The 22,962-nt window shown below is 66.6% G+C and carries 18 protein-coding genes; 10 read left to right on the plus strand and 8 right to left on the minus strand.

Going from position 1 to position 22,962, the window contains the following annotated elements; all coding sequences use genetic code 11:
- Positions 1–15: 15 nt before the first annotated feature.
- The 3 genes from icmH to tssJ all read right to left on the minus strand — a co-directional run bounded on the left by icmH (position 16) and on the right by tssJ (position 2,843).
- The gene (gene icmH / locus MYA_RS01930) at positions 16–798 is read right to left on the minus strand and encodes a type IVB secretion system protein IcmH/DotU (RefSeq protein ID WP_011883100.1); all 783 of its coding nucleotides are present in this window, start codon (positions 796–798) and stop codon (positions 16–18) included.
- Complete coding sequence (gene tssK, locus MYA_RS01935) at positions 795–2,141, minus strand: type VI secretion system baseplate subunit TssK (RefSeq protein WP_011883101.1); 1,347 nt, start codon at positions 2,139–2,141, stop codon at positions 795–797. The genes icmH and tssK overlap by 4 nt, the downstream gene beginning before the upstream one ends.
- 102 nt (positions 2,142–2,243) lie before the next feature.
- Positions 2,244–2,843 carry a type VI secretion system lipoprotein TssJ gene (tssJ, locus tag MYA_RS01940; RefSeq protein WP_172820452.1) on the minus strand — a complete coding sequence of 200 codons (600 nt, stop codon included), beginning with the start codon at positions 2,841–2,843 and terminating at the stop codon, positions 2,244–2,246.
- A gap of 386 nt (positions 2,844–3,229) precedes the next feature.
- Between tssJ and MYA_RS01945 the strand changes: the two genes are divergently transcribed.
- The 9 genes from MYA_RS01945 to tssA all read left to right on the plus strand — a co-directional run bounded on the left by MYA_RS01945 (position 3,230) and on the right by tssA (position 13,912).
- Positions 3,230–3,865, plus strand: coding sequence for a tetratricopeptide repeat protein (locus MYA_RS01945; protein WP_011883103.1), 636 nt, complete (start codon positions 3,230–3,232; stop codon positions 3,863–3,865).
- 54 nt (positions 3,866–3,919) lie between these two features.
- Positions 3,920–4,435, plus strand: coding sequence for a type VI secretion system contractile sheath small subunit (gene tssB, locus MYA_RS01950; protein ID WP_011883104.1), 516 nt, complete (start codon positions 3,920–3,922; stop codon positions 4,433–4,435).
- 15 nt (positions 4,436–4,450) lie between these two features.
- Positions 4,451–5,941, plus strand: coding sequence for a type VI secretion system contractile sheath large subunit (tssC, locus tag MYA_RS01955; protein WP_011883105.1), 1,491 nt, complete (start codon positions 4,451–4,453; stop codon positions 5,939–5,941).
- Between the two features lie 70 nt (positions 5,942–6,011).
- Positions 6,012–6,515: an Hcp family type VI secretion system effector gene (locus tag MYA_RS01960; RefSeq protein WP_011883106.1), complete on the plus strand. Its 504-nt coding sequence runs from the start codon at positions 6,012–6,014 to the stop codon at positions 6,513–6,515.
- 62 nt (positions 6,516–6,577) lie between these two features.
- The gene (gene tssE, locus MYA_RS01965) at positions 6,578–7,063 is read left to right on the plus strand and encodes a type VI secretion system baseplate subunit TssE (RefSeq protein ID WP_011883107.1); all 486 of its coding nucleotides are present in this window, start codon (positions 6,578–6,580) and stop codon (positions 7,061–7,063) included.
- A gap of 77 nt (positions 7,064–7,140) precedes the next feature.
- On the plus strand, positions 7,141–8,976 hold the full coding sequence (gene tssF, locus MYA_RS01970) for a type VI secretion system baseplate subunit TssF (RefSeq protein ID WP_014722341.1): 1,836 nt from the start codon (positions 7,141–7,143) through the stop codon (positions 8,974–8,976).
- Entirely contained in the window at positions 8,940–10,040 is a 1,101-nt protein-coding gene (gene tssG, locus MYA_RS01975; RefSeq protein WP_014722342.1) for a type VI secretion system baseplate subunit TssG, read from the plus strand. The genes tssF and tssG overlap by 37 nt, the downstream gene beginning before the upstream one ends.
- Positions 10,041–10,078: 38 nt before the next feature.
- Positions 10,079–12,751 carry a type VI secretion system ATPase TssH gene (gene tssH / locus MYA_RS01980; protein ID WP_014722343.1) on the plus strand — a complete coding sequence of 891 codons (2,673 nt, stop codon included), beginning with the start codon at positions 10,079–10,081 and terminating at the stop codon, positions 12,749–12,751.
- Between the two features lie 39 nt (positions 12,752–12,790).
- Entirely contained in the window at positions 12,791–13,912 is a 1,122-nt protein-coding gene (gene tssA / locus MYA_RS01985) for a type VI secretion system protein TssA (protein ID WP_014722344.1), read from the plus strand.
- 199 nt (positions 13,913–14,111) lie between these two features.
- On the opposite strand, the gene MYA_RS01990 is transcribed toward tssA, so the two are convergent.
- From MYA_RS01990 to MYA_RS02010, 5 genes are all read right to left on the minus strand, one after another.
- The gene (locus tag MYA_RS01990; RefSeq protein WP_014722345.1) at positions 14,112–14,687 is read right to left on the minus strand and encodes a hypothetical protein; all 576 of its coding nucleotides are present in this window, start codon (positions 14,685–14,687) and stop codon (positions 14,112–14,114) included.
- Positions 14,688–14,828: 141 nt separating this feature from the next.
- On the minus strand, positions 14,829–15,788 hold the full coding sequence (locus tag MYA_RS01995; RefSeq protein WP_014722347.1) for an OmpA family protein: 960 nt from the start codon (positions 15,786–15,788) through the stop codon (positions 14,829–14,831).
- A 4-nt stretch (positions 15,789–15,792) separates the two neighbouring features.
- A complete protein-coding gene (tagF, locus tag MYA_RS02000; RefSeq protein ID WP_011883114.1) occupies positions 15,793–16,782 on the minus strand; it encodes a type VI secretion system-associated protein TagF in 990 nt (329 codons plus the stop codon).
- A complete protein-coding gene (tssM, locus tag MYA_RS02005) occupies positions 16,779–20,720 on the minus strand; it encodes a type VI secretion system membrane subunit TssM (protein ID WP_011883115.1) in 3,942 nt (1,313 codons plus the stop codon). The genes tagF and tssM overlap by 4 nt, the downstream gene beginning before the upstream one ends.
- 301 nt (positions 20,721–21,021) lie before the next feature.
- Complete coding sequence (locus MYA_RS02010; RefSeq protein ID WP_014722348.1) at positions 21,022–21,867, minus strand: M15 family metallopeptidase; 846 nt, start codon at positions 21,865–21,867, stop codon at positions 21,022–21,024.
- Between the two features lie 121 nt (positions 21,868–21,988).
- Here MYA_RS02010 and MYA_RS02015 point away from each other — a divergent pair, with 121 nt between their 5' ends.
- Entirely contained in the window at positions 21,989–22,957 is a 969-nt protein-coding gene (locus MYA_RS02015; protein ID WP_014722349.1) for a hypothetical protein, read from the plus strand.
- Positions 22,958–22,962 lie beyond the last annotated feature (5 nt).

Below are 22,962 nucleotides of genomic sequence, written 5' to 3' on the forward strand. Positions count from 1 at the left end.
CCGCTCACCGCAAGCTCAAGGCAACGAAATCGTCAAATTCGCCGACTCTGGCCCGACCTTGATCACCTGCGAATAAGGCGCGAGCGCCTGCAGCGTCTTGTCCTTCAGATAGGTGTTGAGCCCGAGATACCCGAGCAGCGCCACAAGCGCGAACACCGCACCGATCGCCCACACCGGCACCTCGCGCTTCAGCCGGTGTGCAATCTGATCCGGCAGCGGCCAATGCGGCGCGAACGCAGCGCGCTTGCCCTTCATATGCGCGATCTCGTCGCCGAGCCGCGCGGTGAGATAAGCGAGCTTCTCCGGCCCCTCGAGCAGATACTTGCCCTGGAACCCGAGCAGCAGGCACATGTGGAACACCTCGAGCGACTGCAGCCGCGCCGCACCTTGCGCCCGGCATTCCTCCAGATACTGGAAGAACTTCTCGCCCGCGAGCTGCTCGCCGAACAGCACCAGCTGCAGCGGCCGGCGTTCCCAGTCGGCCCGGATCTTGAACTGCGACGACAGCACCATCTCGTCGACGGCCGCGCAATACGCGAACTTCGCCGCATACACGTCCTCCGCCGCGATATTCAGCTTCTTCGCGCCGCGTTCGAAGTCCGACAGGAATTCCTGAATCTTCGTGCTGAACTCGCTCGCGCTGTCCGGCGCGCGGCCGTTCTTGAGCAGGAACAGCATGAAGAACCCGTCGTACAGCAGGTCGAGCAGCGAGCGGGCCTGGAACGCGGCGTCGGTCGACGCCGGGGTATGCAACGGGGCCGGCGCGTTGTCGCCGAACAGGGAAGGCGCGTAGCTCATGATGTGACCGCGATCAGTTCGAATTTCAGGTCATTGATGCCAGTCGGCGCATAGATCATCGCCGACTGGGCCTGCAGCATGCGCTCGTACAGCGCGCCGCGCGAGTCGAGCTGGAAGTAACACGCACCGGGCCGCACCGGAATCGCGGGCGGCACCTGCGGCATGTACGACAGCCGCACGCCGGGCATCGCCGACAGCACGAGCTTGTCGACGTCGTCCGGCGCACCGACCTTGAAGCGGGCCGGCACCGCGTCGATGAGTTCGACGTTCGGCATGTCGGCGGACACGGCCAGATAGAACTCGGTCTTGTCGTCGATCTTGCCCGAATCGAGGCGGCCGAGGTGGAACGACGGACGCACTTCGTCGAGCGTGATCGCGAAGTAGCGCGTCGAGATCACGGTGTCGAGCAGCTCGCGCAGCATCAGGTCGAGACGAGCGAAGCTCGGGCCCGGATCGTCGTGGCGATACACGGGCAGGTCGGCGAGCGTGTAGCCCTTCGAGAACGTCATCAGCTGGCCCGCGAGGCGCAGCAGCTCCTGGAACAGCCGCTCCGGATGCAGTGCCGCATGCTGATGCAGATGCGCGAGCGTCGCGAACGCAGCGTTCGCGGTGTGCAGCAGCCAGAACGACGCGATGTCGCCCGAACGGAACTCGATGATGTTCTTCGACGGCTCGCGGTGAAAGCCGTACAGCGCATTGACCTTCGCCTGCAGCGCGTCGACCAGCTGGCGCAGCCGCTGGTGCAGGATCGGCGACGCTTCGATCGCGAGACACGGCGGCACGAAGCTGTCGTCGAGCTCGAAGCCGGACGTCGCCGTGCGCCGCACGCGCACGAGCGGCACCGACAGCAACTGGTCGCGCGGCTCGCTGTGCGCGATCAGCTTCACCTGCGTCTTCAGGAACGTGATGTCGGCTTCGGCCGCGTCGGTGAAGTTGTCGGCGACGCTCGTCTGCTCGCTGACGAAACGCGTCGTGAAGCCGGACGCCGGATCGTCGCTGTAGTTGGTGCCGTTCTCGCGCAGCGGATGCAGCGCGAGGTAGAACACGAATTCGTTGATGCCGTCGGGCAGCGTGTCGAGCGCGATCGGCGGCGGCAGGTCGTCGGCCTGCGGCGCGGCATACAGCGCGCCGTCCGGGAACACGAGCGCGAGCTCGGCCACGCGCAGCACGTTGCTGCCGAGCGCATCGCGATCGATGCGCACCGAGCGCAAGCCCCAGTTGTACGGCTGGATCGCCTGGATCGATTCGAACAGGCGCGCCTCGTGATAGGCGTCCTGCCGTTGAAAGTGTTGAGGCCGGAGGAACAGCCCTTCCCCCCACAGCACCTTGGCCGAATAACTCATGTCAAATCCGGTTAATGTAGCGTTGCGATCTAATCGATTTGGTCGTGCCCGAATTAATCGCCAATTTGTTAACTCTTGTTAATTGACATTCGTGCGTCATGCTTATCCGCAGGTGACCGACGAAAGCAAATTCAGCGGTTGCGAAGGCGCACCCTGTTGCGGTGCGATCACGGTGCCATCGGTGACCGTCATCGCGCAATTATGCAGGCCGATGATTATGCCGGATTTCTCCGACTTTGCCGGGTCGAACGTCAGTTTCCAGCGCTGGATGGCCGGATCGCGGAACAGTGCGACGATGCCGAATGCCTGCGCTTCGCGCGACACCTTTTCGGTCGCCGTATAGCGCTGGCCCGGAATCAGCGTGATCTCGCGCACGTTCAGCAGATCGGCGCCGAGCGCGGCCTTTTCCTTGGTCGGATCGGTGAACGCGTCGAACGGCGCCTGCTGGAACGAAGTCGGGTCCTTCAGCGAGTAGAGTCTCACCACCAATGCGAGCGGCTTGCGATCGTTCGCGGCGTTCAGGTTCGACGCCGCCGCGAGCGTAAGCCCGATGTTGCGCGGCGGCTTCTGCGAATCCGGGAGCTCGGGCTTGCCAATGCCGGCGGCCTGCATCACGGCGCTCGCGGCCGAGCCGAGCAACGGGGCGGCCGCACATCCGGCCAGCAGCGCGCTCGCGAGCAGCGGCAGCGCATAGCGAATCATGGTCGATTTCATCGTGTTTCCGGCGTGCCGCCTTTAACTCCCCTGTCAAAACTGCCGGTATTGCTGCGCATCGCGCGCATGCCCGGCTTATCGGCCTTCAACTATTAAACATGCGGGCGCCGCAGCGTGTTTCGGAAATTTTTTCCGTCCTCGGTGCGCCACGCCACGGAGCAAGTAAAAGTTGCGCATTCCCTTCGCTGGAAAGGCTGTCCGCGGCCCATTGCGGAAGGCGTTTCGAGGGGTGGCGCACACTTTTAAAAGGAATTACTCTGCACGCAACGATTGAATTATGAAAAATTGATCGGTACTATACCCGCGCGCTTCTTGCAAAGCAAAAGAACCAGATTCTCAACGAATTTAATACTCACGCGCCGGTGGATATAACGATGAAAGACCGTCTCTTCGCAAAACTTTCTGGGGTAGTGCTGGCCTGCGGCGTCATCGCCGGTTGTGCGACCCAGCCGTCCGCACCGCCGAGCGCCGAGGTATTCAACAAGTCGCTGGCCGATGCGGACGCCGTCGCGAAGTCGGGCGATCAGGACAAGGCGCTCGGCCTGTACCAGCAGCTGGCGAAGTCGGACCCGACGCGCGAAGAGCCGTGGTCGCGCATCGCGCAGATCCAGTTCGCGCAGAACCACTACGGCCAGGCGATCGTCGCCGCGCAGGAAGCATTGCAGCGCGATGCGACCGACCGTCAGGCGAAGAGCGTGCTCGCCGTCGCGGGCCTGCGGATCGCGACGCAGTCGCTCGGCGAGCTGCGCCAGGATGCATCGCTCGCGGGCGACGCGAAGTCCGACGCGCAGGCGCTCGCGAAGCAGCTGCGCGACACGCTCGGCGAATCCGCGCTGTTCCCGCCGGAGCAACGCGTCGCGAAGCCGCGCACGTCGCGCCGCATCATTCATCGTCCGAAGGCCGGCGCAGCGCCGGCCGCCGAGGCTGCAGCGCCGGCGCAGTCGGCTCCGCCGCAGGCTGCCGCTGCGCAGAAGGGCGGCGCCGATCCGTTCAGCGCGCTGCGCAACTGAGCGCAACAGCACGCAACTGACGCGATAATCACAACTAACCTGGGAGCCGTCGAGATGGCCAAGAAAGAGAGCATTCAGAAAAGTCTGCAGAAGATACGGCCGCCGCGTGTCCAGCTGACCTACGAGGTCGAGAAGGGCGACGCGATCGAGGTGAAGGAACTGCCGTTCGTCGTCGGGGTCGTCGGCGATCTGGCGGGCCAGTCGGAAGTCGAGCAGCCGAAGCTGCGCGACCGCAAGTTCGTCAACATCGACCGCGACAACTTCGACGACGTGATGAAGGCGATCGAGCCGCGCGCCGCGTTTCAGGTGGAGAACCGCCTGAGCGCGGACGGCGGCAAGTTCGCGGTCGACCTGAAGTTCCGCTCGCTGTCGGATTTCAGCCCGGACGAAGTCGTCGAGCAGGTCGAGCCGCTGCGCCGCCTGCTCGAGGCGCGCTCCAAGCTCGCCGATCTGCGCAACAAGCTTGCCGGCAACGACAAGCTCGAGGATCTGCTGTCCGAGGTGCTGACGAACACGCAGCAGCTGCAGGAGCTCGCGAAGGGCACCGGCGGCGACAAAGACGGCGAATGACGACGGAGTGTTGAGATGAACCAGCAAACGGCTGCGGCCCAAGCGAGCGGCGCGGAATATGCCGCCGGGACTTCGCTGCTCGACGACATCGTCGAGAAGAGCAAGGTCGCGAAATCCGATTCCGAGCATGCGCGTGCGAAGGACCTGATCGGCGAGCTCGTGCATCAGGTGCTCGACGGCACGGTGATCGTGTCCGACAACCTGTCGGCGACGATCGACGCGCGGGTCGCCGAGCTCGACCGCCTGATCTCCACGCAGCTGTCCGCGGTGATGCATGCGCCGGAGTTCCAGCGCCTCGAAAGCACGTGGCGCGGCCTCGACTATCTGGTCAAGGAAAGCAACACCGGCCAGACGATCAAGATCAAGGCGCTGCACGCGCCGAAGCGCGACCTCGTGCGCGACTTCAAGGGCGCGAGCGAGTTCGACCAGAGCGCGCTGTTCAAGAAGGTCTACGAAGAAGAGTTCGGCACGTTCGGCGGCTCGCCGTTCGGTGCGCTGATCGGCGATTACGAGATCTCGCGCCAGCCGGAAGACATGTACTTCATCGAGCAGATGTCGCACGTCGCGGCTGCCGCGCACGCGCCGTTCATCGCATCGGCGTCGCCGGAGCTGCTCGGCCTCGAGTCGTTCGCCGATCTCGGCAAGCCGCGCGACCTCGGCAAGGTGTTCGACACGGTCGAATACGCGAAGTGGAAGTCGTTCCGCGATGCCGAAGATTCGCGCTACGTCGGCCTCACGCTGCCGCGCTTCCTCGGTCGCCTGCCGTTCAATCCGAAGGACGGCCAGACCGCGGAGAACTTCAACTTCGTCGAGGACGTCGACGGCACCGAGCACGACAAATACCTGTGGTGCAACGCGGCGTGGGCCTTCGCGGCGCGCCTGACGGCCGCGTTCGACGACTTCGGCTGGTGCGCGGCGATCCGCGGCGTCGAAGGCGGCGGCCTCGTCGAGGACTTGCCGACCCACACGTTCAAGACCGACGACGGTGAAGTCGCGTTGAAGTGCCCGACCGAAATCGCGATCACCGATCGCCGCGAGAAGGAGCTGAGCGACCTCGGCTTCATCCCGCTCGTGCATTGCAAAAACTCGGATTACGCTGCGTTCTTCGCCGCGCAATCGGTGCAGAAGCCGAAAAAATACAGCACCGACAGCGCGAATGCGAACGCCGTCCTGTCTGCCCAGCTTCAGTACATCTTCTCGGTATCGCGCGTCGCGCACTACCTGAAGGCGATGATGCGGGACAAGATCGGCAGCTTCGCATCGGCGCAGAACGTGGAGACTTTCCTCAACCGGTGGATTTCGCAATACGTTCTGCTCGACGACAACGCATCGCAGGAGCAGAAAGCGCAATTTCCGCTGCGCGAGGCATCCATACAAGTATCGGAGATTCCGGGCAAGCCGGGCTCGTATCGTTCGGTCGCGTTCCTGCGCCCGCACTTTCAGCTCGACGAACTCTCGATTTCTCTGCGACTTGTCGCTGATCTGCCCAAACCGGCAAATTCATAAGCGAGCAATTCGCCCGGGCGGGCCGCCTGGGTAGGACGTTAAAACCACCTCTTTGGGGAGTCGAAGGGCCATGTTACATATGCACATGCAGTTTGGTAGTCCGGCGGTGAAGGGCGAGTCCGCCGACAAGGACCATCAGGGCTGGATCGAACTGAAATCGTGGGATCACTCGATCGTTCAGCCGCGTTCGGCAACGGCATCGACCGCAGGCGGTCACACGATGACGCGTTGCGAGCACGGCGACATGATCTTCACGAAGGAGATCGATTCGTCGAGCCCGCTGCTGTATCAGCACGCTTCGGGCGGCACCACGTTCGACGAAGTCACGGTCCATTTCTCGCGCGCGGACGGCGAAGGCAAGCGCGTGCAGTATCTGGAAGTGAAGCTCAAGTACGTGATCATCTCGAGCATCGCGCCGAGCGTGCGTGAAGAAGGTCTGCCGATCGAGACGTTCTCGCTCAAGTACGCAGCCGTGCAGTGGAAGCAAACCCAGCAGAAGATCGGCGGCAACCAGGGCGGCAACACGCAGGGCGCCTGGAGTCTGACGAAGAACGACAAGACCTACGCGGTCTAAGGTCGGTTGCGGCAACGGGGCGCTGGGCGTCCCGTTGCCGTTTTCGCTGTGAACGCCGACCGATGAAACGCTTCGAACCCAGTTTTCTCGACAAGCTGTTCGACGACGAACCGCACCTGCCGGCCTCGGCAGCGATGCGGCAATTGTCGCTGGACGAGCTCAAGAACACGGTCGCCCGCGACGTCGAGGCGATCCTCAACACCCGTATCGCGCACACCGAACTCGAGCTGGCGGCGCTGCCGGAATGCCAGAAATCGGTGCTCACCTACGGGCTGAACGACTTCGCGGGCCTGAGCCTCGCGAGTCACTATGACCGCGCGTTCATCTGCAAGTCGATCCAGCAGGCCATCGCACGCCACGAGCCGCGGTTGCAGCAGGTGCAGGTGACGTTCGAGCTGAACGAGCAGTCGACCAACGCGCTGTACTTCGCGATCCAGGCGCTGCTCGTCGTGCATCCGGCCGAGGAGCCGGTGAATTTCGACGCGATGCTGCAGCCGTCGACGCTGCAGTATTCGGTCACGCGCGCACGCGCGGCCAGAATGCAGTAAATCAAGCTGCCGAGCGGGCCGGACCGCCCGGTGGCGGACCAGGGTCCGGCAGGAAAGATTGAGCTTCGGGGGCGTCGATGGAAGAATTGCTGCCGTATTACGAGCGCGAATTATCGTTTTTGCGGCGCTATTCGCAAGATTTCGCGGAACGCTATCCGAAGATCGCGGCGCGGCTCGCGTTGTCGGGCGAGCATTGCGAGGATCCCCACGTCGAGCGGATGATCGAGTCGTTCGCGCTGCTCGGCGCGCGCATCAACAAGAAGCTCGACGACGACTACCCCGAGTTCACCGAAGCGCTGCTGGAAGTGCTGTATCCGCACTACCTGCGGCCGTTCCCGTCGTGCTCGATCGCGCAGTTCACGCCGGCCTCGCCCGGCCAGCAGACCGAACCGGTCGTGATCCAGCGCGGCACCGAGCTGAAGAGCCGCCCGATTCGCGGCGTGCAATGCCGGTTCCGCACCGCCTACGACGTGACGCTCGCGCCGATCCGCATCTCCGAGGCACGCTTCACGCCGGTCGCGCTCGCGCCGAGCGCGACGGTGCTGCCGTCCAACGCGACGGGCGTGATCTCGATCACGTTCGAATCGCTCGCCGCGCAGCTCGACCTCGGCGCGCTGAAGCTGCCGTCGCTGCGCGCGCACTTGCACGGCGAGCAGTCGTTCGTCGCCGCGCTGACCGACTGCCTGTTCGTCAACGTGCTGGCCGCGTACGTCGAGCCGGAGCGCAATGGCCGCTGGACCGCGTTGCGCAACCTGCCGATCGCGCAGGCCGGCTTCGACGAAGACGACGCGCTGATCGATTACCCGGCGAAGTCGCATCCCGCCTATCGGCTGCTGACCGAATACTTCGCGTTTCCCGACAAGTTCGACTTCGTCGATTTCGACGTCGCGGCGATCGCGCGCGCGGCGGGCCGCTGCCAGCGCGCGACGCTGCATCTCGTGCTGCAGGACGTGCGCAGCGATTCGCATGTCGCGCGCCTGCTCGAGCTGCTGACGGCCAGCCATTTCCGGCTGTTCTGCACGCCGATCGTCAACCTGTTCCGCCAGCACGGCGAGCCGATCCGCATCACGCACCGCGCGGTGTCGTATCCGGTGATCGCCGAGGCGCGGCGCGCGTTCGCGTACGAGGTGTACTCGATCGATTCGGTGAAGCTCGTCAGGCAGCAGGCGCATGAGGAATCGGTGATCGAGTTCCGGCCGTTCTACTCGCTGCATCACGGCGAATCGGCGCGGATCGGCCACTACTGGTTCGCGCGCCGCAACGACTGGGTCGCGCAAAAGAGCCCGGGCTACGAAACGGAGATCTCGATCGTCGACATCGACTTCGAGCCGACGTCGCCGCAAACCGACACGCTGAGCCTCGACCTCACCTGCACCAACCGCGACCTGCCGGCGATGCTCGCGTTCGGCCTCGAAGGCGGCGACCTGTTCCAGGAAGGTGGCGCGCAGACGAGCGGCATCTCGATGCTGCGGCGCCCGACGCAGAGCGTGCGCTTCGAGCGCGGCCGCGCCGCGCACTGGCGGCTCGTGTCGCATCTCGCGCTGAACCACGTGTCGCTGGTCGCGCACGGGCTCGCGCCGCTCAAGGAAATGCTGACCTTGTACGACCTGCGGCGCACCGCGGTGTCGATGCGCCAGATCGACGGCCTCGCCGGCGTCGAGCAGCGCGGCGCCGTGCAGTGGCTGCCCGGCAAGCCGTTCGCCACCTTCGTGCGCGGCATCGAGATTCGCCTGACCATCGACGAGGAGCATTTCGTCGGCGCGAGCCTCGCGTCGTTCGTGCGCGTGCTCGACAGCTTCTTCGGGCTGTACGTGCACCTCAACAGTTTCGTTCAACTAGTCGTGGTGTCGAAGCGCACCGGCGAGGAGATCATCCGATGCAAGCCTCGAACCGGCGAATCGATCCTGGCGTAGTCGACGCGCTGCTCGACGAGCCGCACCGCTTCGAGTTCTTCCAGGCCGTGCGCGTGCTCGAGGGGCTGTTCGCGCGGCAGGCGTCCGATGCGCCGGGCGCGTGGCGGCAGGGCGACGTCGTCGCGCAGCGCATCGAGTTCCGCAACACGCTGTCGATCGGCTTCCCGCCGAGCGAAATCGAAGGCGCGCGCTCGTTCGACGACGACGGCACGCCGCTCGATTCGGGCGACGCGCGCGGCGCGGCGCTCGCCGCCGGCGAGCTCGGCCGCGTCCAGCTGACGCCCGCGTTCTTCGGGCTGCTCGGCGGGCAGGGCGCGCTGCCGCTGCACTACACCGAGCAGATCGTCGCGCGCGAGCATCTCAAGCGCGACCATGCGGCGCGCGCGTTCTTCGACGTGTTCTCGAACCGCGCGACCGCGCTGTTCTACGCCGCGTGGAAGAAGTACCGGCTGCCGTTCCATTACGAACTCGACCGCGACGAGCGCTATCTGCCGCTGTTGCTCGCGATCGCCGGCGTGCCGAGCGACGAGGTGCGCGACAGTCTCGCGGCCGGCGCGGGCGGCGTGCTCGACGAAGCCGTCGCCGGCTACGCGCTGGCCGCGCGGCATCGGCCGATGTCGGCCGCGTACCTGCAGCGCACGCTGTCCGACTACTTCCGCGTGCCGGTGAAGATCGACCAGTTCGTCGGCAAGTGGTACGACGTGCCGCCCGATCAGCTGAGCGTGCTCGGCGAAGTCAACGCCGTGCTCGGCGCGACGGCGCTGGTCGGCGAACGGGTGTGGCAGCGCGACATGCGCGCGCGGATCGTCGTCGGCCCGCTGTCCAAGCGCGATTACGAAGCGTTCCTGCCGGGCGGCCCGCACGCGATCGCGCTCGAACGGATGCTGACGCTGCTCGCCGGCGTCACGCTCGAATACGAGGTCAAGCTCGTGCTCAAGCGCACGGAAGTGGGCGCGAGCGTGCTCGGCGCGGGCTCGCGGCTCGGCTGGGACGCGTTCCTCTGCACGCGCGACGCGGCGGAGGATCGCTCCGACGCCCGCTACGAGCTGCACGTGATTCACTGACTGACAACAAACAAGCAATCGAACCTGAGATCGACGCCATGAGCACGCCCCTGAAGACCCTGATCACGAAACTGAACCCGCTGTGCCGGCACGCGGCCGAACGCGCGGCGAGCGCGTGCCTGGCGCGCGGCCATTACGAGGTCGATCTGGAGCACCTGTTCATCGCGCTGCTCGACGAGGCGACGGGCGATCTGCCGCTCGCGTTGCGCGCGAGCCGCGTCGATCCGCATGCGCTGCGTGCCGATCTCGAGCGCGAACTCACGCGGCTGAAGACGGGCAACACGCGCACGCCGGTGTTCTCCGTGCATCTGATCGCGCTGTTCGAGCAGGCGTGGCTGATCGCGTCGCTCGATTCGCAGCTCGGCCGGATCCGCTCGGGCCATCTGCTGCTCGCGCTGCTGACCGCGCCCGATCTCGCGCAGTTCGCGCAGCGGATGTCCGCGCAGTTCGCGGAAATGAACGTGACCGACCTGAAGCACAAGTTCGACGAGATCATGGCCGGCTCGAGCGAAGCCGAGCCGCGCCAGCCCGATGGCGACGACGGCGGCGATGCGGTGTCCGGCGTGGCGCCGGGCGCGTCGGCGGCCGGCCCGTCGAAGACGCCCGCGCTCGACACGTACACGACGAACCTCACGCAGCGCGCACGCGACGGCAAGATCGACCCGGTGATCGGCCGCGAAGCCGAGATCCGCCAGGCGATCGACATCCTGATGCGCCGCCGCCAGAACAACCCGATCATGACCGGCGAGGCCGGCGTCGGCAAAACGGCGGTCGTCGAGGGGCTCGCGCTGCGGATCGCCGCGGACGACGTGCCGCCGCCGCTGCGCGGCGTCGCGCTGCACGTGCTCGACATGGGGCTGCTGCAGGCCGGCGCGAGCGTGAAGGGCGAGTTCGAGAACCGCCTGAAGAGCGTGATCGACGAGGTGAAGAAGAGCGCGCACCCGATCATCCTGTTCATCGACGAGGCGCACACGATCATCGGCGCGGGCGGCCAGGCCGGCCAGAACGATGCGGCCAACCTGCTGAAGCCGGCGCTCGCACGCGGCGAGCTGCGCACGATCGCGGCGACGACGTGGAGCGAATACAAGAAGTACTTCGAGAAGGATGCGGCGCTCGCGCGGCGCTTCCAGGTCGTGAAGGTCGAGGAGCCGAGCGAGCCGCTCGCGGCCGCGATGCTGCGCGGGATGTCGGGGCTGATGGAGAAGCACTTCAACGTGCGGATTCTCGACGATGCGATCACCGAGGCCGTGCGCCTGTCGCATCGCTACATCAGCGGCCGCCAGCTGCCGGACAAGGCGATCAGCGTGCTCGACACCGCATGTGCGAAGGTCGCGCTCGCGCACAGCGCGACGCCGGCGGCGATCGACGACACGAAGAAGCGCATCGAGCGCATCGACGCGGAGATCGCGTCGCTCGAGCGCGAAGCGGCCGGCGGCGCGTCGCACGACGAGCGGCTCGGCGAGCTGCGCGGTGCGCGCGACACGGCGCTCGCGCAATTGAGCGACGACGAAGCGCGCTATGAAGCGGAGCGCGCGATCGTCGCCGAGATCACCGAGCTGCGCGAGACGCTCGACCGCGCGCGCCACGCATCGGAAGACGGCGAGCCGGTCGACGTGCCGGCCACGCGCGAGAAGCTCGCCGAGCGCGTCGCGGCGCTGCATGCACTGCAGGGCGGCGAGCCGATGGTGCCGCTGCAGGTCGACGGGCACGTCGTGGCCGAGATCGTCGCCGCATGGACGGGCATTCCGCTCGGCCGGATGGTGAAGGACGAGATCGACACCGTGCTGAACCTGCAGCCGCTGCTCGGCGCGCGCGTGATCGGCCAGGATCACGCGCTCGACGCGATCGCGCAGCGCGTGCGCACCGCGAGCGCGAACCTCGAGGATCCGAACAAGCCGCGCGGCGTGTTCATGTTCGTCGGGCCGTCGGGCGTGGGCAAGACCGAGACGGCGCTCGCGCTGGCCGACATCCTGTACGGCGGCGAGCGCAAGATGGTCACGATCAACATGAGCGAGTATCAGGAGGCGCACAGCGTGTCGGGCCTGAAGGGCTCGCCGCCGGGCTACGTCGGCTACGGCGAGGGCGGCGTGCTGACCGAGGCCGTGCGCCGCAATCCGTACTCCGTCGTGCTGCTCGACGAAGTCGAGAAGGCGCACCCGGACGTGCTCGAGATGTTCTTCCAGGTGTTCGACAAGGGCACGATGGACGACGCCGAAGGGCGCGAGATCGACTTCCGCAACACGCTGATCATCCTGACGTCGAACGTCGGGTCGGCCGCGGTGATGCAGGCGTGCCTGAACAAGACGGCCGACGAGCTGCCCGACCCGGACGCGCTCGCCGAGGCGCTGCGTCCGCAGCTGTACAAGACCTTCAAGCCGGCGTTCCTCGGCCGGATGAAGGTCGTGCCGTACTACCCGATTTCCGACGACGTGCTGGCCGAGATCATCGAGCTGAAGCTCGAGCGCATTCGCCGCCGCATCGAAGCGAACCACAAGGCCGCGTTCGAATGGGACGAGTCGCTCGTCGATGCGGTGCTCGCGCGCTGCACCGAAGTCGATTCGGGCGCCCGCAACGTCGACCATATCCTGAACGGCACGCTGCTGCCCGAGATCGCCGGCCACGTGCTCGGCCGGATCGCCGACGGTGCGGCCATCGCGCGCATCGCCGTGCGCGCCGACGACGCGGGCGAATTCGCGTACACCGTCGAATGAGCGCGGCCGCGCTCTCTGCAATGACGAACTGAACCCACCATGCCGATCAATCTCCCCGAGCTGCTGACGCCGATCAGCGATGCGTCGCCCAGCGGCGACGACCTGCTGTTCTCGAACGAATTCGACGCGATCCAGGATGCGCGGCGCCATGACGATCCGACGCTCGACCAGGGCGAATGGGTGACCGAAATCAAGGAGGCCGACTGGGGCTTCGTCGTCGACCATGCCGGCGAGCTGCTGCGCACGCGCACCAAGGACCTGCGGCTCGCCGTGTGGCTGACCGAGGCGCTCGCGCTCGAGGACGGCATCACCGGCCTCACCGAAGGTTATGCGCTGCTGGAAGGCCTGTGCCGCGACTACTGGGACACCGTGCATCCGCTGCCCGAAGGCGACGACGTCGAATACCGGCTCGGCAACGTCGCGTGGCTGTCGGGGCGCACGGCCGAGCTGCTGCGCGGCGTCGCGGTGACCGACGGCGCGTCGAACGCGTTCACCACGCTCGACTGGGAGGTCGCGCAGCATGTGGCGCAGGCCGTGAAGCGCGATCCCGAACACGCCGAGGAAATCGCGCGCGGCAAGCCGTCGGTCGAGCAGATCGATGCATCGCGGCGCGTGACGCCGATCGCGTTCTACACGGCGCTGCTCGCGAACCTGAAGGCGTTCGAGTTCGCGCTCGACGCGTTCGAGGAGCGGCTGGTCGAACGCGCGGGCGATTCGGCGCCGAGCTTTCGGCAGACGCGCGATGCGTTCGAGACCGTGTATCGGCTCGTCGAGCGTTTCGCGCGCGAGCAGGGATATACGGGCAGCGCACCGCACGCGCCGTCGGCGCAGCAAGCGCAGCCGGAGCGCGTCGAACCGAGCTTCGGCGACGCGTTCCACACCGAGGAGACCCATGTGCAGACGCAGACCGCTTCGCGTGCGCCGGTGGCGCAAATGATCGCCGGCATCCAGAACCGCGCGCAGGCCGTCGACCAGCTGCGCGCGGTCGCGCGTTACTTCCGCCAGACCGAGCCGCACAGCCCGGTCGCGTATCTCGCGGACAAGGCCGCGGAATGGGCCGACATGCCGCTGCACAAGTGGCTGGAGAGCGTCGTGAAGGACGACGGATCGCTGTCGCATATCCGCGAGCTGCTCGGCGTGAGGCCCGACGAGCAGTCGTGAGCGATGATCGTTTGGCCTGAGAGCCTCAGGTTCCGCAGCGACATGCGGTACTGGCAGGAGCAGAACCGAATCCACGCGAGCCGGAGTGGCCTGCGTTCCTCGAGACACTGAAAACCTCGGCCACACGTACAGACGACGCAGTAGCGCGATGCGGTTTTACGGACTCGCCGATACGCTATCGGCGAGCTCGCACGTTGCGTCATAAACCGCTGACGCGACTCCGCGCTCGCCGCGCCTTGTGTTTCACCGCCTGCTTTTTGCGATCCTCGCCCCACGGCAACAGCGAAACGCTCACCGCACACAGCATCAACCCGCCAACCAGACCGAACAGCGCGAATCCGGTTTCACGCACCCATGCTCCGCCAACAACCGCATCGTTACGCCGAGCAACGCCGGGAAACATCGGCGAAACGCGCAGCCCGTCGGTCGCGGCCGCGCTGCAATATGTATGGGTGAATGCGCCGAACTGTTCGCGGCTGAGCTTGGACGCTTCCGAACGCGAATACACCGGCGATCCGGCCGGCCGCCACGTCGTGTCGTACTGCCGCGTATGTTCCGCGCCATACCGGAACACGGCGCGCGCCTCCCAGGTCACGGCGGATTTCCCATATCGGAGCGACAACTCGCATCGCTCAACGACGGCGGGCACGCGAGGCCACGCACGGGCGCGAACGAGGATGGCGGAATCGATCGCGTCCGCCGCACCCATCAGCACGAGCGTCGCGCCAACGAGCAGCAGAACGGCCGACCGCAGGCAGCGCAGTGTGTCTTTCACGGGAACGGCCGGATCGAACGATCGACCGACCAGCGGACCGGCGCATTGACCAGGACGCGGCCCATGGATCGCGCCCGCGCGATCCACGTTCCGCGTTCACCGGCGTCCTGCCGTCGGCTCGCCATGCCCACACCCGCGCGTCTACTGCCCCACCCGGAACTCGATCCGTCGATTCCTCGCCCGCCCGTCCGCCGTATCGTTCGGCGCAATCGGCTGATCCGGCCCGACGCCCGTCGTCGTCATCTGCTGAGGCTGGATGCCCTTCGTGATCAGATAGCCCTTCACCGCATCCGCGCGCGCCTGGCTCAGCGCGATGTTCGAGGTCCGGTTCCCGGAGTTGTCGGTGTGTCCGATGATGTCGACCGTGCGGTTCTGCATCTTCGCCAGCGCCGCCGCCATCTGATCGAGAATCTGCTTGCCTTGCGGCGTCAGCGTCGCGCTGCCGGTCTCGAATTCGATCGTGCGGTTCGCGAGCGTCTGGTCGAGCACGCCCTGTTCGGACGCCGACACGCGCAGGCCGTTCTTGATCGTGTAGGTCGGGTTCAGCGAATTCGCCATGTCGCTCGCGAGCTGCTGGCGCTGCGCTTCGTTGTGCACCTCGCCCTTCACCTCGATCTGCGTGCCGTTGATCTTCAACTGGCCCTTGCTGATCTGCTTGAGCTGCGCGCCGAGCAGCTTCTGCACGTTGGTGCTCCAGTTCGGCGGCGTCGCGACGTCGCCCACCTCGATCTGGTCGACCACGTTCGCCGCGCCGTACGTGTCGCGCAGCTTCTGCAGTACCGCGGCCTTGGTCGCCTCGTCGGGCACCTTGCCGCCGGCCACCACCTGGCCGGGCGTCGCGTTCGCCGGCGGCGGCGTGATCGTGCCGGCCGTGCCGTGCACGACCGTGCCCGACGCCGTGCCGGGCGCGGCCCCCGGTGCGGCGCTCGCATTCGGCGTAGACGGCAGCGCCGTCGTCGCGACCGTGCCGTTGCCGACCGGCGTGACGGTCGCGCCGCCCGTGTTCTGCGCGTAGGCGCTGCCGGCGACGAGCCCGGCCGCAGCCAGCGCGGCGAAGAACGGCAGCAGGCGCGCGCGCCGTGCGTGAATCGTGCGTTGCATCGCGTCAGCCTCCGATGAACGCTTCGCGGAACGCGTCGATGGCGACGCGCAGCGACAGTTGCGGTTGGTCGAGGTAGCTGACGAGCTTGCTGATCCGGTGGTCGTTTTGCGCATGGGCGTCGATCCACTCGGGATCGTCGATGTCGATGTTGTGGGCGGCGTAGGTCTGCGGATCGACGACGCTCAGCAGCGTCTTCGACGACGCACCGTTGAAGCCGACGATCAGTCGTTCGCGCTCGGCGATCGTGCCGATGAAGATCGCGAGCTCGAAATCGGCCTGCGCGACGAACGGTGCAATCAGTTCGAGCCAGAACGCGGCGACGAGGCTTCGGTAGAACGGATCGACCGGCAGCGGTAGCGTCAGGCCGCGCTCGATGTGCGACGAGCCGCTTTGCATCACCGGCCGCAGCAGCGAGCCGAGCGCGAGCATCGCGCCGCGCAGCCGCACCGGATGGCCGCTCTCGAGCAGCATCTGCTGCAGCCCGTACAGCGACTGGTGTTCGACGAAGTCGTTGAAGGTGCCGTCGTGCGACGTGCCGGGGCCGCCGACGTCGATCGGCACCTGCGTGTCGCCGAGCGCCTGCAGCGCGCCGGGCGGCTCCTCCTTCGCGAGCAGCGCCGGCATCTGCGCGGCGACGCGCGACCACAGCCGCGCGAACGCGAGCGGGCTGCGCGCGAGGAACGCGAGCGGCCGCTCGACCTCCAGCGCGGTCGCGCCGAGGAACGGGAAGCGGCGCATCGACACGTCATGGCTCGCGACCATGTGCCCCGCGATCGCGAGCTTGCTGCGCGAGCCGAGGAACGCGAAATGCATCGGCTTCGCATCCTCGTAGACGATCTTCCAGCGCGGATCCTCCGCGAGCAGCTCCAGCGCCTGCGCGATCCAGCGATCGAGCGTCTGCAGCAGCTGCGGGTTGTGCGGGCTCTTCACGAAGTCGCCGCGCGACGGAATCTTGCCGAAGTAGGCGATCTGCGCCTGAACGGTTTGCGTCATTGCGCCCCCTGTGCATTCGTTGCGGTGGCGGCCGCGACGGCCGGTGCCGCGGCCGGCGCGCCGGCGCCCGCCTGCGTCGCGTTCTGTGCGGCGCCGGCGCTCGCGTCGGCGATCGACGACGGCAGCTGCAGACCGCGCAGGCTCTGCTGCTGAGGTTGGTCGCCGCCGCCGCCGGTCGGCTGCGACGTGCTGATGATGCGCATCGTCACCGACACGTTCACGCTGCCCTGAACCCACGTCAGATCGAACGTGCCGTCCGGGCGGCGCTTGCGCTGCGCCGAGTTGATCAGCTTCTCGAGACCGTAGCGGCCAGGCTCGTTGACGAGCTGCACGGTGCGGCCGTCGAAGGTCGTCGCGGACAGCGTCGCGCCGGGCGAACCCTGCGGGTTCGGCCACACGAAGTTGGTCCACTGCGGCGGCGTGTTGCGGTAACGCAGTTGCTGGCCGTCGATCGCGATCGTGTATTCGGTCGTGCCGGTGCTCGGCTGCGGCAGGATCTGGAACACGGTCTGCGGTTCGGACGCGGCGGCCGCGCCGCCTGCCGCACCGCCCGCGAGCGGCGCGACCCAGCGCGCGAAGCCGTTCGTGAAGTCCGGCGTGAGGCCGATGCCCATGTCGCCCCACGTGCGCGCGGCGAGGGTGTCGCCGCGGCGCACCGCGAGCGGCCCGAGCGTCGTGCCGACGAACTTCGCGATCGCGCCGTCCGGACCGAACACCTGCGCGATTTCACCGGCGCCGGCCTCGACCTTCGCGTTCGGCGCGAACGGGTACTTGGTCGCGAGCGAGCTCTGGAACGGCTGGTACACCTGCGCGTTCCAGACCTTGTTCACTTCCGCGCTGGCCGGCTGGATCACGACCGAGAACGCCTGCATCAGCGGCCGCACCAGCAGCGGACGCAGCGACTTGCGTTGCGAATCGGTGAGGCCCGTCAGCATCTGCTCGTCGACGAACTTCAGCGAATCGGCCAGCTCCGAGCCGTTGCCGTCGAGCGTCTGCTGCATCAGCTGACGCGCGCCGGGGCCGGGGTCGCCCTGGTTCTTGATCACGTTGAAGCGCGTGCGCACCTTCGACAGCGTGTCCATGTAGCCCTTGAGCATCGACGTGCCGTCGTGCGTCGCGACGATCCGCGCGAGCCCGACGAACTCCTGGCCGATCGGACCCATCGGCACCTCGGCCGGATTGCCGTTGATGTCGATGTTCGCGGCGGCCATCTGGCCGGCCTGCGAGCGCGTGAACCACTGCTTCACCCAGTTCACGACGCCCGTCTGCGCCTTCTTGATCGTCACGTTCGCGAGCGACGGGTTGTCCCACGAGGTCTGGTCGTACGCGGTCTCGAGGATCTTGCGGATCGGCGAATCCTGCGGGTCGCCCAGGCGGTTCATCCCGTCGACGGCCTGGCCGAAGCTCGTGAAGCCCTGCACCGCGATGCCCTGCATGAACTTCTGCCAGTGCTGCGCGTATTCGGTCTTGTACATGCCGACCAGCGTCTTCTGGATCTGCTCGGGGCTACCCTCGAGCGTCAGGTCGTCCTGCGTCGACGTGTTCAGCACCCAGTCCTTCGCCTGCAGTTCCTTGGTCGCCGCGTCGCGGATCGCCGGCTGCACGTAGTCGAACCACGCTTCGCGCGTGAACGTGCCCGGAATCGCGTAGCTGCCGGCGATCAACCCCTGGTTGCCGTCGCCGACGATGCGCGCGATGGTCATCGGCGCGAAGCGGGTCGACGCGCGCGCCTTGATTTCCTCGTAGACGCGCTGACGCGCCGGCATGCCGCGCACGACGCGGCGCAGGTTCTCGCGCGTCTGGTCGACCAGCGCGAGGTTCGCGTCGATCATCGGCCAGTCGTCGTCGTTCACGCGCGACAGATAGAACGAGATCATCCGCTCGGCGCTCTTGATCATCTCGTCGCGCGGCATGTTGCCCCGGTTCGTCTCCAGCCAGCCGCGCCAGAAGCGCGCAAGCTGGTCGGTCAGGTGCGCCTGCTCGACGTGACGCTTGTCGGCGAGCATCAGGTAGGTCTTCAGCGCGTTGTACGCGTCCTGCACGTTGGTCGGCGACGCGTCGCTGTAGAGGCCGCCCTGCGGCGCCGCCGGCTGTTGCGGCGCGGCGGCCGGCGTGGCCGACGCGCCTTGCGCGGCGCCGGCGAGTGGCGTGGCGCCCGGCGGATTGGTCGAGACCGGCATCGCGCCGCCCTGCACCGCGCCCGATTCGGGCGGACGCGTCATCGGCACGAGCTGCTCGGGGTGCGCGTTCACGTCCTTCATGAACGACGCGAGATTCTGCGACACCGGCGCGAGCAGGATCTGCCGCACGCCGTTGTAGTACTCGGTCAGCAGATGCTGCTCGAGGCGGTCGCCCTGGTACAGGCCGAGCGACACCGACATCGGCTTGTCGCGGCGGAACTGCTCGAGCTGCTCGATGCGGTCTTCGAGAATGTCCATCGCCTGCAGCCGCGACTGCAGGTCGTTGCGGCCCTGCTGCAGGCGCGTGACGTTGTCGAGGTCGGCCTGCACGTTGGCGACGAGCTGCTGGTTGCCGATCGTCGACCAGGTCCAGCCGCCGAGCGCGAGCGCGAGCGCCGCGACGAAGCCGAAGAAGGTCGCGTAACGCAGCCGCGTCTTGGTGGGGCTCGCGAACTGGCGCACGGTCTGACGGTCCGCGAAGATCACCTTCGAGAACAGGTCGCGCAGGAAGAAGCCGTTCTTCGAAAATGCGCTGTGCGGCTTCGGCAGCGCGCTCGCGTCGAGGCCGAAGCGCTGAGCGATGCGCTGCGCGGCGGCGCTGTTGGTCTCGCCTTCCTGCAGTGCGCTGGTGAAGTAGAAGCCGCGGAAGATCGGCTTGTACTGGAACGGGTTGTTCTCGAACAGCGTCGCGAGGAACGCGCGCAGCGCCGGCTTGATCGTCGAGAATTCGAGCGGGAAGCTGAGCTGGCCCGGCGACAGCTGGTTGCCGCGCGACAGCGACAGCTGCGCGACGCTGATCTCCTTCAGCCCCTCGTACAGCTCCTCGAAGCGCTCGTCGAACAGCGTGACGACGTCGCGCTTCTCGTCCGGTTCGTAGGGCAGGGTGGCGCCCCACACGCGGTCGTATTCGTGCTTGTCGCTGCTGCTGAAGAATTCGGTGAAGCCGGTGATCAGGTCGGCCTTCGTGAACATCACGTAGACCGGTGCGAACACTTCGAGCTTTTCGGTCAGCTCCTGGACGCGCTGACGCAGGTTCTTCGCGAGGTTGATCGCGAACTCGGGGCGGTTGCCGGTGAGCTCGGCGATGCTCGCGGTGACGATGATGCCGTTGATCGGCGCCTTCGGCCGGTAGCGTTTCAGCAGGCCGAGAAAGCCGAGCCACTCGCTGCGGTCTTCCTCGTGCACCGAGTAGCGGCCGGCCGTGTCGAGCAGGATCCCTTCGGTCGTGAAGAACCAGTCGCAGTTGCGCGTGCCGCCGATGCCGTGGATCACCGCGCTGTTCTTGTCGGCGAACGGGAACTGCAGGCCGGAGTTCAGCACCGCGCTGCTCTTGCCCGCGGCCGGGTTGCCGATCACGATGTACCACGGCAGTTCGTACAGCGCGGAGCCGCCCGACACCTGGCCGATCTTCGACGTCTTGATCGTCTTCACCGCATCGGACAGGCGCGTGCGCAGCACGTCGAGGTCGGCGGTCTTCGTGTCGGGCGCGAGCGCGGCCGCGGCGGGCGCCGTGATCTTGCCGGTTTCGGCCTGTTCTTCGAGCACCTGGCCGAGCTGCTGGTTCGCGCGCTTCACGCGCCAGCGGCGCCACAACGCGACGGCGAGCCACAGCACGAGGATCGCCGCGAACGCGAGCGCGGCCCACAGCAGCGGCAGCTGCAGCATGTCGGCGACGATGAAGAGAATCGCCGCTAGCGCGACGATCCCGACGATCGAGAGCGTACGCGGATGAGTCAGCACGTTGAGGATGCGTTGCATAGGACGTTCAGGTTCCGGTGCGATTCGGTGAGGCGACGCGGGCGCGCCGAGCGGACAGCGTGGCGCCGCGATGTGTCGCCGCGCTGTCAGGCGGGATGAAAAGGGCTGGCATCAATGCGCCCGCGGCATCGGAGAAGGCGCGCGCATTAATGAAAGGATGCCGTGAGAATTAAAACGGAAGCGGGCGCCCGAAAAAATCGCGCAACGGAATGCCCGATCGATTGCGCCGCCCAAATCATTTCCTGCCGGGTGTTTGAAAAGCCCCATGCCGCCCTCATTATTTCTTGTCCGGCAGCCATGACTAGCTGCCGCGTCCCAGTTTAAAACCGGGTTTATGGTATTCCACGTGTCCGAGATCCATCATTTTCCATCGGCCGCCCCACGTCAGGCCGACCTGCTCGGCAACCTGCCCGTACAACTGGTAGCCGCGCATCGCCCACGGATCTTTCTCGGAAATGACCAGCTTGCCGTCGCGCAGGAATGCGTTGTCCGCTGCGAGCCCGAACTGGTGATAGCTCTGGAAAGCGGCCGCATTGGTCACGTTGGTGCCCATTTGCGCGAGTCGGTTCTGACGTTCCGGACTCCGATAACCCTCCAGCAGCGCCATCTCGTAACCATACTGTTCGTGCATGATCTTGTAGACCAGCAGCAAACGCGTACGGAAATCGGGATCCAGCAGGTTCCAGTCGCGGCTCGCATCCTTGAGCGCGGGCCGCACCTGCTCGACCTCCCGCGTCGCAAACACTTCAGGCGGCAACGGCGGCGGCGGCACGAGCTGCTCGCCCTGCAACAGCGCGGCGATCTTCTCGTCGGGCACGCGCGCGGTGTCGTCGTACTGAAACAATTGCCGACCGCGTAACGCAATGGCCACCAATGGCGGCGTCGCAAGAATACCTGCCGATACCATAATCATCAAGCGCCGTCGAATCAGTAAATTTTGCACATCGCTTAATGCGCCGCGCGTAACGCTTGCCGATTTAACAATTTGACTGCGCGTGCGGGCGGCGCGATCGGTTGCGCGGCGCGTCAGGCGGCCATGAAATTGCGCGACCGAATCGAAAACGGCCGCGCGGATACCCGGTAAAAGCAACAGTGCCGCGACCGCGACGGCGAGGGCGAAATAGGCGACGAGGGCGACGGCAATCAACGATATCCCCGGAAATTGGAATTGATTGTGTTTTGCAATGCTTGCTCTTAGAATCAGGCTGCCTTGAGAGGCCGGGCTATATTATCGCGGTGAATTAAACCAGGATTCAATGAGACGCTGAATGAGTGCGCCGGAAAATACCAATTCGAAAACCCCGCCTAGCCTCCTGTCCGACACCAAACCGGCAGGCGAGGGCGGGCCGCAGCAGTCGCGCATTCTCGCGAATCTGGAAGGACGCGTCACGCCGCCGGCCGAAGCGCCGCGCCGTTCGCTTAAGGCGCCGATCGCGGCGATCGTCGCACTGGTGGTGGCGGTGGGCGGCTGGGGCGCGTGGCGCTGGCAGCAGCAGTCGGCCGAGCCCGCCGTCGTGGCGGCCGCGCCTGCTCAGGCGCCCGCGAAGGCCGAGCCCGCCAGCGGCGCTGCCGCGCAGGTCGCGCAGAATGCCGCCTCGGCCGCGCAACCGGCGACGATCGTCAATGACGACGCCGCATCCCAAACCGTTGCATCCGCATCGTCCGCGGCGTCGGGCGCGGACAACAGCCGCCTGTCGCGCGCGCTCGCGAACGGCGCCGCCGACGCATCGGGCACGGCCGCGACCGGCGTCGCCGCCGCGACGGCCGCCGCCGCTGCGACGAAGAGCGCGAAGGCCAACGGCGCGAAGAGCGACAAGCTCGCCGCACGCGGCAAGGCCGACGCGAAGGCAGACACGAAGACCGAAACCAGGGCGGAAGCGCGCAAGCGCCACAAGGAGCAGCAGGCGGAGCTCGCACAGGCGAAGAAGCGGCGCGACGCGACGGCGCGCACCGCGAACGCGAAGGCCTCGGCGAAGGACGATCCGGATGCGGATCTGCTGGCCGCGCTCGTCGCACGCACCAAGCCGGCCGACAAGAAGGCCGCCGCGCAGAAGGCGCAGGCCGCACCGACCAAGACGGCCGCGACGACCGGCGGTTCGCTCGCCGCGCGCGTGAAGGAATGCGAACAGCGCGGCTTCTTCGAGGATCAGCTGTGCCGCTGGCGCGTGTGCGACGGTCACTGGGGCAAGGATCCGGCGTGCCCGAGCGCGGCGCAGTCGTCGGAGACGCGGCAGTAAACGGC

This window comes from Burkholderia sp. KJ006 (assembly GCF_000262695.1).
GTDB classification, from domain to species: Bacteria; Pseudomonadota; Gammaproteobacteria; order Burkholderiales; family Burkholderiaceae; genus Burkholderia; species Burkholderia vietnamiensis.

What these genes read in the sequence shown, in the direction of transcription:
- MYA_RS01960 (WP_011883106.1), top strand. Translation starts at nt 6,012, where the DNA reads ATGTTACATATGCACATGCAGTTTGGTAGTCCGGCGGTGAAGGGCGAG.
- tssC (WP_011883105.1), top strand. Translation starts at nt 4,451, where the DNA reads ATGAACCAGCAAACGGCTGCGGCCCAAGCGAGCGGCGCGGAATATGCC.
- MYA_RS02015 (WP_014722349.1), top strand. Translation starts at nt 21,989, where the DNA reads ATGAGTGCGCCGGAAAATACCAATTCGAAAACCCCGCCTAGCCTCCTG.
- tssK (WP_011883101.1), bottom strand. Translation starts at nt 2,141, where the DNA reads ATGAGTTATTCGGCCAAGGTGCTGTGGGGGGAAGGGCTGTTCCTCCGG.
- MYA_RS01995 (WP_014722347.1), bottom strand. Translation starts at nt 15,788, where the DNA reads ATGCAACGCACGATTCACGCACGGCGCGCGCGCCTGCTGCCGTTCTTC.
- MYA_RS01945 (WP_011883103.1), top strand. Translation starts at nt 3,230, where the DNA reads ATGAAAGACCGTCTCTTCGCAAAACTTTCTGGGGTAGTGCTGGCCTGC.
- tssF (WP_014722341.1), top strand. Translation starts at nt 7,141, where the DNA reads ATGGAAGAATTGCTGCCGTATTACGAGCGCGAATTATCGTTTTTGCGG.
- tssH (WP_014722343.1), top strand. Translation starts at nt 10,079, where the DNA reads ATGAGCACGCCCCTGAAGACCCTGATCACGAAACTGAACCCGCTGTGC.
- tssG (WP_014722342.1), top strand. Translation starts at nt 8,940, where the DNA reads ATGCAAGCCTCGAACCGGCGAATCGATCCTGGCGTAGTCGACGCGCTG.
- tagF (WP_011883114.1), bottom strand. Translation starts at nt 16,782, where the DNA reads ATGACGCAAACCGTTCAGGCGCAGATCGCCTACTTCGGCAAGATTCCG.
- tssJ (WP_172820452.1), bottom strand. Translation starts at nt 2,843, where the DNA reads ATGATTCGCTATGCGCTGCCGCTGCTCGCGAGCGCGCTGCTGGCCGGA.
- tssM (WP_011883115.1), bottom strand. Translation starts at nt 20,720, where the DNA reads ATGCAACGCATCCTCAACGTGCTGACTCATCCGCGTACGCTCTCGATC.
- icmH (WP_011883100.1), bottom strand. Translation starts at nt 798, where the DNA reads ATGAGCTACGCGCCTTCCCTGTTCGGCGACAACGCGCCGGCCCCGTTG.
- tssA (WP_014722344.1), top strand. Translation starts at nt 12,791, where the DNA reads ATGCCGATCAATCTCCCCGAGCTGCTGACGCCGATCAGCGATGCGTCG.
- tssB (WP_011883104.1), top strand. Translation starts at nt 3,920, where the DNA reads ATGGCCAAGAAAGAGAGCATTCAGAAAAGTCTGCAGAAGATACGGCCG.
- tssE (WP_011883107.1), top strand. Translation starts at nt 6,578, where the DNA reads ATGAAACGCTTCGAACCCAGTTTTCTCGACAAGCTGTTCGACGACGAA.